6 protein-coding genes are annotated in these 8,171 nt (G+C 72.1%); 3 read left to right on the forward strand and 3 right to left on the reverse strand.

The window, feature by feature from the left end:
* The first annotated feature begins 527 nt into the window (after positions 1-527).
* Positions 528-2,597: an MDR family MFS transporter gene (locus PV721_RS38305; protein ID WP_319732709.1), complete on the forward strand. Its 2,070-nt coding sequence runs from the start codon at positions 528-530 to the stop codon at positions 2,595-2,597.
* A 34-nt stretch (positions 2,598-2,631) separates the two neighbouring features.
* Here the strand turns inward: PV721_RS38305 and PV721_RS38310 are convergent, their stop codons facing one another.
* On the reverse strand, positions 2,632-3,159 hold the full coding sequence (locus PV721_RS38310; RefSeq protein ID WP_319732719.1) for a GNAT family N-acetyltransferase: 528 nt from the start codon (positions 3,157-3,159) through the stop codon (positions 2,632-2,634).
* Between the two features lie 189 nt (positions 3,160-3,348).
* Between PV721_RS38310 and PV721_RS38315 the strand changes: the two genes are divergently transcribed.
* The gene (locus PV721_RS38315) at positions 3,349-3,744 is read left to right on the forward strand and encodes a nuclear transport factor 2 family protein (RefSeq protein ID WP_319732711.1); all 396 of its coding nucleotides are present in this window, start codon (positions 3,349-3,351) and stop codon (positions 3,742-3,744) included.
* A gap of 66 nt (positions 3,745-3,810) precedes the next feature.
* Here PV721_RS38315 and PV721_RS38320 read toward each other — a convergent pair whose 3' ends face one another.
* Complete coding sequence (locus tag PV721_RS38320; RefSeq protein WP_319732713.1) at positions 3,811-4,179, reverse strand: antibiotic biosynthesis monooxygenase; 369 nt, start codon at positions 4,177-4,179, stop codon at positions 3,811-3,813.
* A 107-nt stretch (positions 4,180-4,286) separates the two neighbouring features.
* Between PV721_RS38320 and PV721_RS38325 the strand changes: the two genes are divergently transcribed.
* Positions 4,287-6,299 carry a bifunctional glycosyltransferase 87/phosphatase PAP2 family protein gene (locus tag PV721_RS38325; protein WP_319732715.1) on the forward strand — a complete coding sequence of 671 codons (2,013 nt, stop codon included), beginning with the start codon at positions 4,287-4,289 and terminating at the stop codon, positions 6,297-6,299.
* Between the two features lie 80 nt (positions 6,300-6,379).
* Here PV721_RS38325 and PV721_RS38330 read toward each other — a convergent pair whose 3' ends face one another.
* A complete protein-coding gene (locus PV721_RS38330) occupies positions 6,380-7,747 on the reverse strand; it encodes an FAD-binding oxidoreductase (protein ID WP_319732717.1) in 1,368 nt (455 codons plus the stop codon).
* Between the last annotated feature and the right edge of the window lie 424 nt (positions 7,748-8,171).

The following is an 8,171-nucleotide window of genomic DNA, read 5'->3' on the forward strand; positions in this document are numbered from 1 at the left end:
TTTCTCCCCTTTTTATGCGTGTGCCTCTTTATATGTTTTAAAGAGACCGCCCACCCCCTCCGCCGCCTCCGGATGTGTGGTCCGGTTCGGGGATCGCCCCGAGACGGGCCGTCTCGGCCGGGTGCGGGGCGTGCTCCGGTGGCCCGTCGTGCCACGGCCCCGCTGCCGGTGCCACGGGTATCCCGTACGCCGGGGTGTCGTCCAGTGCCGGCGCCGGCACCGGGCGGGGGTCCGGGGTGACCACGCCCGACACCGGCGGCGGGGACAGCTCGGTGTCCGGCTCGCCCGGGTCGGACAGCGTCACGTACGGACGGATGCGCAAGGGGTTGAAACCCACACCCGGCGCACACCCGCAGCCGGCGCCGACAGCGCCGCAATCTGGACAGTGCTCACCGCTCACTGGACTCCCTCCCTGGCTGTTGCCTGCGATTATGCAGACCCGCCGGGGCCCTCCCAACCGGCTCGAGAGGCCATAACCGGACACACCGCTCAGTATGGAGATGTTGATCTGGCCTGAGGAGGTATCGATGGCTCAGGATGTGACCGAGGATGCCGTGGACCCCGGTTCCGGCCCGCAGAAGTCCGGCCCCGCCACCGAACACGCCTCTCGCGAGGTCCTCGTCTCCATCGGCGCGCTGCTGCTGGGCCTGCTGATCGCGGCGCTCGACCAGACCATCGTCTCCACCGCCCTGCCGACCATCGTCAGCGACCTCGGCGGCATGGCGCACCTGGCCTGGGTCGTCACCGCCTACATGCTCGCCTCCACCGCGGCCACCCCCCTCTGGGGCAAACTCGGCGACCAGTACGGACGCAAGAAGCTCTTCCAGTACGCCATCGTCATCTTCCTGATCGGGTCGGCACTGTGCGGGCTCGCCCAGGACATGCCCCAGCTCATCGGCTTCCGCGCCCTCCAGGGCCTGGGCGGCGGCGGACTGATCGTGCTGTCGATGGCGATCGTCGGCGACATCGTCCCGCCCCGCGAACGCGGCAAGTACCAGGGACTCTTCGGCGCCGTCTTCGGCGCGACCAGCGTGCTGGGCCCGCTGCTCGGCGGTCTCTTCGTCGACCACCTGTCCTGGCGCTGGGTCTTCTACATCAACCTCCCCATCGGTCTCGTCGCGCTCGTCGTCATCGCCGCCGCCCTGCACATCCCGGCGCGCCCCTCCAAGCACACCATCGACTACTTCGGCACCTTCCTCATCGCCTGCGTCGCCACCTGCCTCGTCCTCATCGCCTCCCTCGGCGGCACCTGGGGCTGGGGCTCGGCCCGGATCATCGGCCTCGCCGTCCTCGGCGCCGCACTGCTCGCCCTCTTCCTCCTCGTCGAGCGCAAGGCCGCCGAACCCGTCCTTCCGCTGGGGCTGTTCCGGATCCGCACCTTCACCCTCTGCTCGGCGATCAGCTTCGTCGTCGGCTTCGCGATGTTCGGCGCGATGGTCTACCTGCCGACCTTCCTCCAGGTCGTCCAGGGCGTCTCACCGACCATGTCGGGTGTCCACATGCTGCCGATGGTGATCGGCATGCTGATCTCCTCCACCGCCTCCGGCCAGATCGTCAGCCGCACCGGCCGCTGGAAGGTCTTCCCGATCACCGGCACCGCCGTCACCGCCATCGGCCTGCTCCTCCTGCACCAGCTGCACCGCACCAGCTCCACCTGGGAGATGAGCGTCTACTTCTTCGTCTTCGGCGCCGGTCTCGGCCTGGTCATGCAGGTACTCGTCCTGGTCGTGCAGAACGCCGTCAGCTACGCCGACCTCGGCGTCGCCACCTCCGGCGCCACCTTCTTCCGCTCCATCGGCGCCTCCTTCGGCGTCGCGATCTTCGGCACGGTCTTCACCAACGGGCTCGAGGACAAGCTCGCCGGCGCCCTCGCGGGCGTCCAACTGCCGGCCGGGGCCGGCGCCGCGCAGCTGGAGGCCGACCCGCGGGCCATCGCCGCGCTCCCGGCCGATCTCCGCCCCCGCGTGCTCGACGCCTACGCCACCGCCATCACAGACGTCTTCCTCTACGCCGTGCCGATCGTCCTGGTCGCCTTCGTGATCGCCTGCTTCCTGAAGGAGGACAAGCTCCGCACCTCCGTCACCGCACCCGATGTGACCGAGACCCTGGCCTCCAACCCGGTCCACCGCTCCTCCCGCGAAGAGGTCGCCCGCGCACTGTCGGTCCTCGGCACCCGCGAGGGCCGCCGCCACGTCTACGAGAAGATCACCGAAAAGGCGGGCTACGACCTGCTGCCCGCCGCCAGCTGGCTGCTGCTGCGGATCAACAAGTACGGCGCCACCGAGCCGGCCTTCCTCGCCGAGCGCGCCAACGTGCCGCTGAAGGCCGTCACCGACGCCGCCCGCCAGGTCGAGGAGCGCGGGCTCGCCACCCGGGACGGGCTGGCGCTGGTCCTGACCGACCGGGGACGCGAGACCGCCGTGAGGCTCGCAGAAGCCCGCCAGGAGTCCCTCGCCGAACTGCTCGGCGACTGGTGGGGTCCGGACCGCCCGACCGACCTGGTCAAGCTGGTCCAGGAGATCAACACGGAGCTGTGCGGGTCCGACGCCGAGGAGCCCTACGACGCGGCGCCGCGACGGGACCACGCCGCGCACTAACCCGTGCCGGACGCCGCACGGTGGCCCGGGCGGGTCAGACCAGGCGCTTCTCGAACCAGTGCTGTGCGTACGGGCCCGAGTTGTAGGCGGGTATCTCCGCGTACCCGTGACGCGCGTACAACGCGCGGGCTTCGACGAGATCCGTCCGGGTGTCCAGCCGGACCCGCTCGGCGCCCAGCGCACGGCCCTGCGCCTCCAAGGCCTCGAGCAGCGCAGCCCCGCCGCCGGTACCGCGGGCGCGCCGGTCGACGTACACCTTGGTGAGCTCGGCGGTGACGGGGTCGAGCAGGCGCAGGCCGCCGCACGCCAGCGGCTCGCCGCCGCGCCGCCCCACGACGAACCGGCCCGTCGGCGGGACCAGATCGCCGTCCGGGAAGTCCAGCAGTCCCTGGTCGATCTCGGCCTCCGTGACCTGCCGTTTCCAGTACCGGCCGGCGACCTCGGCGTAGTACGCGCGGCGCAGGAGGGTGGCGTCACAGGAGGTGACCGGTTCGGGGGTCACCGTCCACGATGCGGTGGCGGTGTGGCGGTCACCGCGGTGCTCGGTGCGGAGGCCCCCCAGGTGTTCCCCCAGGTGTTCCCCCAGGTGTTCGCCGCGGTGGTTGCCTGCATGGTCGCTGAGCTGGTCGCTGTAAGTGTTCATGGCGTCATTGTGGAGTTCGCGGCGGATCTGCCGCGTGGAATATCCACAACGCCGGGCCGATGATAGGAAAAAGGACAAATCCCGCGTACCCGGAGGGTGTGAAACGCCATGTCAGAGCATCCCGACTGTGCCCTGGTCCGCCGCGGCTACGAGGCATTCGGCAAGGGCGACCTGGAGACGCTGAGCACGCTGCTGACGGCCGATGTCATCCACCACGTGCCCGGCAGCAACCCCATGTCCGGGCACCACAAGGGGCGGGAGAACGTCCTCGACTTCTACCGCCGGCTCGGCGAGGAGACGAAGGGCACCTTCCAGGTCCACCTGGAGTCCGTCCTGGCGGACGGGCGGGGCCACGTGATGAGTTTCCACACGGCGCGCGGTGACCGCGGCGACCGCGGCATCGAGATCCGCGAAGGACTCTTCTTCACGATCGTCGGCCACAAGATCACCGACATCGACCAGTGCACCGCGGACATCGACGAGGAAGACGCCTTCTGGAGCTGACGCACCGGCGGGCCCGCGCGGCCGTGGTGGTGGGGCGCGGGGCCAGGGCCCCGCGCCCCGGCGGGGTCAGGCCTTCTTCGGCGCGGCCTGCTGCACGACCTCGAACGACCACACCGTCGACGCCGAGGCCGCCGGCTTCGGCCGCTCGCCGCCGCCCTCGCCCGCCTCGCTGCCAGCGCCGCCGGCACCGCCCGCGCCGCCGCCGCCCTGGTGAGCGGCCTTCATCGGCCCCTCCATCCACGCCTGGAAGTCCTCCTCCGAACGCCAGCGCGTGTAGACGAGGTACTGGTCGGTTCCCTCCACCGGACGCAGCAGCTCGAACCATTCGAACCCGTCCGAACCCTCCACGGTCCCGGCACGAGAGGCGAAGCGCCGCTCCAGAACTTCCCGCTGCTCGGCGGGGACCGTCAGTGCGTTGATCTTCACGATGCTCATAGGAGCCATCCTAGGTATCCCGCGGGAGATATCGTCGTGCGGGTAATGGAGCGCGGCAGCCAGGCGAAGTCAGGGTTGCGGTCAACAGGGCGGGAGGCCGGCGAGGCGTGGCTAACGCGGCAGAGCACAGCGGTGCGAACGGACATGCCGGGGTCATAGGCGATAACGGCAGGCTCGGGGCGGCACGCCTCCTCCTGTGGGCGCTCGCGGGCGCCCTCGCCGTCAGACAGGCGGCCGCGGTGCTGCGGGTGCCACCCGGCGAGTGGCTGAGCGGCCTGCACCTTCCCGCCGCCCTCCCCGGCTCGCTCTACGACTCCGGCCAGTTCGCCGGCACCCCCTTCGCCGGGCTGGTCCTGAAGCCGCTCGTCGGCCTCGCCGCCCCCTCCCTGGAGGTGGCCTGGACCTGCGTGACGCTGCTGCTGGTCGCAGCCATCGGGCTCGTCGCCGCGCGCGGCCTGCCCGATCCCGTGCCGCGGCGCACCGCGCTGCTCGCCGCGCCCGTGCTGACGGCCCTGATGATGGTCTCGCTGCCCGTCCGCGAGGCCGCCTCACCGGGCCAGACCGCCGTCCTGCCCGTGCTGCTGGTGCTGCTGGCCGTCTTCCGCGTGCCCGGCGACCGGCCCGCGGGCTTCCTCGTGGGCCTCGCGGCCGCGCTCCAGCCGGCCCTGCTGCTGTTCGCCCCGCTGCTGTGGCTGACCGGGCGCCGCCCCGCCGCCCGCACCGCAGCCGTGACCTTCGCCGGAGCCACCGCGCTGTCCTGGGCGGCCATGCCGCGCGACTCGTGGACCTACTGGGCCGAGCACCTGGCCGGCACCGGCCTCGGCGGGGCCCCCGACAGCCTCTCCAACCAGTCCCTGCACGGCGCGCTGCTGCGCCTCGGCCTGAGCGGCCCCGCCGAGATCCTGCTCTACGCCGCCCTCGCGGGCGCCGTCGTCTGGTTCGGCCTGCGCCGCGCGGTCCGGTACGCCCGCGACGGCCAGGTGCTGCTCGCCGTCGCCGTCACCGGGTGCGTGGCCGTCGCCGTGGCCCCGACGGGCTGGCGCCACCAGCTGCTGTGGGTGCTGCTCGCCGTCGCCGGCAAGGTGGGCAAGCACGCCGCCGACCGGCGCGTGTGGCCGGTGGCGGTGGTCCTCGCCCTGACCCTGCCGAGCTCCGTGCTGTTGCCGAACCTGGCCGCGCTGGCCCCCGTACGCGACAACGTGCTGCTGCTCGCCGCACTGGCCGCGGCCTGCGCGGTACCGTTCCTGCCGCGCTCGTCGCCGTACTGGCGCGAGCCCGTACCGACCGCCTACGGACGGCCCGCCGCCGCCCGCTGGCAGCGGGTGCCGCTGCTGCCCTTCTGGCGGCGCGTGCTGTCCCGCCCGAACCTGCTGCTGGAACTCCTGCTGATCAGGGTCGGATACTCGCTCTACTCGCACATCCGGGCCGCCGCGCCCACCAGCCGCACGCTCGCCGAGGGCAACGGCAGCCAGATCCACGGCATCGAGAAGGCCCTGGGCATCGACATCGAGCACGCCGTGAACCACGCGGTCGTGAACACGCCCTGGCTGGAGGCGTTCTTCAACTTCTACTACACCTCCTTCCACTTCGTGGTCCCGCTGACGATCCTGGGGGTGCTGTACTGGCGGCGCCCCGGCGACTACCGCTGGGCCCGGGCCTCCCTGGGCCTGGCCACCGTCCTCGCGCTCGTCGGCTTCTGGCTGTACCCGCTCGCGCCGCCGCGCCTGATGCCCGGCCTCGACTTCATCGACACCGTGCACGGACCGCAGGACCTGGCCAACCCCTCGTACGGGGCCATGACCGCGATCTCCAACCAGTACGCGGCGATGCCCTCGCTGCACTTCGGCTGGTCGCTGTGGTGCGGGATCGTGATCGTCGTGCTGGCGCCGAAGGGCTGGCAGAAGCTGCTCGGGGTGCTGCACCCGCTGATCACGGTGTGTGCGATCGTCGCCACCGCCAACCACTGGGTGCTGGACGCGGTGGGCGGCGCGGTCGTCGTGACCGCCGGCTTCGGGCTCGTGTACGTGCTGTCCGGGCCGCGGAAGCTGCAGGTGAGCCTGCCGGGGCCGCGCCGGAGCGACGAGGAGCAGCCGGTGCGGGCCGCGGCGCGGAGCTCGTAGGCGGACGTCGTGCGCCGGCCTCGTCCGAACCCTCGGGGTGTGAAACCCGCAGGGTGCGGTACCTCCCGGGTGCGGGACGTTCAGGGGGCCGGCGGGATGTTCTGGTTGAGGCGGAAGAGGTTGCCGGGGTCGTAGCGCCGTTTCAGTTCGCGCAGGCGCCGGTACTTCTGCGCCCCGTACGCCTGCTCGACGCGCTCCTCGCCCTCCTCCATCAGGAAGTTCGGGTAGACCCCGGTCTGGTGGGGGGCGAGCGCCGACCACAGGCCGCGCGCCCACGTCCGCTCGGCCCCGAAGCCCTCGGCGCCCTCCGTCGTCCCGTTGATGTTGAAGGTGTGCCCGGCGCCGCGCCCGCCGAAGGCCGTCTCCTCCTCCCCGACGCGGGCGATGGCCCCGCCGAGCTGGAAGATCGGGAAGGCGGTCAGCGGCGAAACGATCCGGGCCGCGTGCTCTGCCGTACGGTCGATGACCTCGTCGGTGAGCCGGTCGACGTCGCAGGACTTGAAGTAGTACCAGCGGCCGCGCGGGAAGGACGGGTCGAACATCGCCTGGTGCTCGGTGAACGGCTTGGGCGCGCACAGGTCCAGAACGGGCGGCGTGCCGGACTCGCGCAGCGGCCGCAGCACCTCCTGCCCCTCCTCGACGGGCCCCGCGTAGCAGCAGACGACCATCACGACCGGCTGCCCCTGCAGGTCGGCCGGCACGTAGTCGACGGCGGGCGCCTTGCGGTGGACGATCGCCGTGGTCAGCTCGTCCGGTACGTCGGTGATCCACTCGCGGTAGAAGCGCATCAGCCGCGCCGACTCGGCCATGGGCCACACGACGGGCCCCGCCAGCACCACCGGCCCCAGGGGATTGAGGCGGAACTCGAATTCCGTGACGATGCCGAAGTTGCCGCCGCCGCCGCGCACCCCCCAGAACAGATCCGGGTTCTCGTCCCCGCTCGCCTTCAGGAACGTTCCGTCGGCGGTCACCAGGTCCACGGACAGCAGCTGGTCGATGGTGAGCCCGTACTTGCGCATCAGCCAGCCGATGCCGCCGCCGAGCGTGAGCCCCGCCAGGCCGGTGTGCGTGACGATCCCGGCGGGGACGGCCAGCCCGAACGCCTGCGTCTCCCGGTCCAGCTCGCCGAGCAGCACCCCCGCCTGTGCCCGGACCGTGCGGGCCTGCGGGTCCACCCGGATCCCGCGCATCGGCGAGAGGTCGATGACGATGCCGTCGTCGCACACCGACTGCCCGGGGAAGCTGTGGCCGCCGGAGCGCACGGCGAGCGGGAGGCCGGAGCCGGCCGCGAAGCGCACCGCGTCGATGACGTCGGCGACGCCCGTGCAGTGGGCGATGAGGGCGGGGGAGCGGTCGACGGAGCCGTTCCACACCCGCCGGTCCTCGTCGTACGAGGGGTCTCCGGGGCGCACGAGCCGCCCCCGGAAGGACTGGCTGAGCATGGCCATGTCTTTCAGTCTGGCACTGGGGGCGCGGACTCGCCCGTGCGTGGGCCACGGGGGCTCGGCGGGGCTGTTCCGGGCCGAAGGGGCGCCGGGGCACACGTGGCCCCGGCGCCCCTTCGGCTGGATCGCCGCTGTCTGACAGGATCGCCCGGTTCGGGCCTGGCCGCCACTCGGACGGGTGCGGGGCCGCTGCTGCTACGCCCGCCCCGGACCCCGCGCCTCAAACGCCGACGGGGCTGGAACGGGCCGGCGGGGCTGGTTCGGGTGCGGCGGAGCTGGTTCGGACGGCCGGGCTGGAATGGGCCTGCGAGGTTGGAGGGCGCGGGCTTCGAGATCGGGGCTCCGCCCCGGACCCCGCGCCTCAAACGCCGGCGGGGCTGGAGCAGGCCGGCGGGGCTGGATGGGGCCGACGGGCTGGGAGCGGGAC

This window comes from Streptomyces sp. MB09-01 (assembly GCF_033794505.1).
In the GTDB taxonomy this organism is placed as follows: domain Bacteria; phylum Actinomycetota; class Actinomycetes; order Streptomycetales; family Streptomycetaceae; genus Streptomyces.

Coding starts and splice junctions, on each gene's coding strand:
- PV721_RS38305 (WP_319732709.1), top strand. CDS start 528: ATGGCTCAGGATGTGACCGAGGATGCCGTGGACCCCGGTTCCGGCCCG.
- PV721_RS38315 (WP_319732711.1), top strand. CDS start 3,349: ATGTCAGAGCATCCCGACTGTGCCCTGGTCCGCCGCGGCTACGAGGCA.
- PV721_RS38320 (WP_319732713.1), bottom strand. CDS start 4,179: ATGAGCATCGTGAAGATCAACGCACTGACGGTCCCCGCCGAGCAGCGG.
- PV721_RS38330 (WP_319732717.1), bottom strand. CDS start 7,747: ATGGCCATGCTCAGCCAGTCCTTCCGGGGGCGGCTCGTGCGCCCCGGA.